At 57.9% G+C, this 1,941-nt stretch carries 1 rRNA gene; it reads left to right on the top strand.

Going from position 1 to position 1,941, the window contains the following annotated elements:
• Window positions 1–215 precede the first annotated feature (215 nt).
• Window positions 216–1,737 (top strand): 16S ribosomal RNA (locus tag ACQP60_RS20865).
• The last annotated feature ends 204 nt before the right edge of the window (window positions 1,738–1,941 follow it).

The raw sequence follows: 1,941 nt of genomic DNA, 5'->3' as shown, positions 1-1,941 counted from the left end.
GTTTGAGGGGTTGCCCCGGCGGGGCTGGGACGGAAGTTCTGGTTCTGTGGGTGTGCGTCGGTTGTTTGAGAACTCAACAGTGTGTTTGATAGTCAATGCCAAGTATTTTGAATCCCTTTGTGGATTTCTTTGGATCGGACTGAGCTAGTTTAGTTTGGTCTGGCCGGTATCATTGAATGCTGCGGGCTCTTTGGGGTTCGTGGTGTTTGTTCTCTTTTACGGAGAGTTTGATCCTGGCTCAGGACGAACGCTGGCGGCGTGCTTAACACATGCAAGTCGAACGGTGAAGCCCAGCTTGCTGGGTGGATCAGTGGCGAACGGGTGAGTAACACGTGAGCAACCTGCCCTCCACTTCGGGATAAGCCTTGGAAACGGGGTCTAATACCGGATATGAGCACTCATCGCATGGTGGGTGTTGGAAAGTTTTTCGGTGGGGGATGGGCTCGCGGCCTATCAGCTTGTTGGTGGGGTGATGGCCTACCAAGGCGTCGACGGGTAGCCGGCCTGAGAGGGCGACCGGCCACACTGGGACTGAGACACGGCCCAGACTCCTACGGGAGGCAGCAGTGGGGAATATTGCACAATGGGCGCAAGCCTGATGCAGCGACGCCGCGTGAGGGATGACGGCCTTCGGGTTGTAAACCTCTTTCAGCAGGGAAGAAGCGCAAGTGACGGTACCTGCAGAAGAAGCGCCGGCTAACTACGTGCCAGCAGCCGCGGTAATACGTAGGGCGCAAGCGTTGTCCGGAATTATTGGGCGTAAAGAGCTCGTAGGCGGTCTGTCGCGTCTGGTGTGAAATCCCGAGGCTCAACCTCGGGCTTGCATCGGGTACGGGCAGACTAGAGTGCGGTAGGGGAGACTGGAATTCCTGGTGTAGCGGTGGAATGCGCAGATATCAGGAGGAACACCGATGGCGAAGGCAGGTCTCTGGGCCGCAACTGACGCTGAGGAGCGAAAGCATGGGGAGCGAACAGGATTAGATACCCTGGTAGTCCATGCCGTAAACGTTGGGCACTAGGTGTGGGGCTCATTCCACGAGTTCCGTGCCGCAGCTAACGCATTAAGTGCCCCGCCTGGGGAGTACGGCCGCAAGGCTAAAACTCAAAGGAATTGACGGGGGCCCGCACAAGCGGCGGAGCATGCGGATTAATTCGATGCAACGCGAAGAACCTTACCAAGGCTTGACATGCACCGGAAACACTCAGAGATGGGTGCCCCGTAAGGTCGGTGCACAGGTGGTGCATGGTTGTCGTCAGCTCGTGTCGTGAGATGTTGGGTTAAGTCCCGCAACGAGCGCAACCCTCGTCCTATGTTGCCAGCGGGTTATGCCGGGGACTCATGGGAGACTGCCGGGGTCAACTCGGAGGAAGGTGGGGATGACGTCAAATCATCATGCCCCTTATGTCTTGGGCTTCACGCATGCTACAATGGCCGGTACAGAGGGCTGCGATACCGTAAGGTGGAGCGAATCCCAAAAAGCCGGTCTCAGTTCGGATTGGGGTCTGCAACTCGACCCCATGAAGTCGGAGTCGCTAGTAATCGCAGATCAGCAACGCTGCGGTGAATACGTTCCCGGGCCTTGTACACACCGCCCGTCAAGTCACGAAAGTTGGTAACACCCGAAGCTCATGGCCCAACCGGTTTTCCGGGGGGAGTGGTCGAAGGTGGGACTGGCGATTGGGACTAAGTCGTAACAAGGTAGCCGTACCGGAAGGTGCGGCTGGATCACCTCCTTTCTAAGGAGCATCTGATACCCCCGCGTAAGCTTCGCGGTCGGCGCGCCAGGTCTTCTGGTGGTGTCGGTGGTGGGGTGGGGGTCAGGCAGACCATCTGAGACACCGTTGGAGTGTCTGGTGGTTGCTCATGGGTGGAACATTGACTAGAAGGATCGGGTTGGCGTCTCGCCGGCCGGCTAGTACACACCAGGCTCTTCGGGGTCG

The sequence above is a fragment of the Isoptericola variabilis genome (assembly GCF_050311655.1).
GTDB classification, from domain to species: Bacteria; Actinomycetota; Actinomycetes; order Actinomycetales; family Cellulomonadaceae; genus Isoptericola; species Isoptericola variabilis.
Note: the sequence above shows the minus strand (reverse complement) of the source record. Positions and strands in the feature narration are given on the sequence as shown.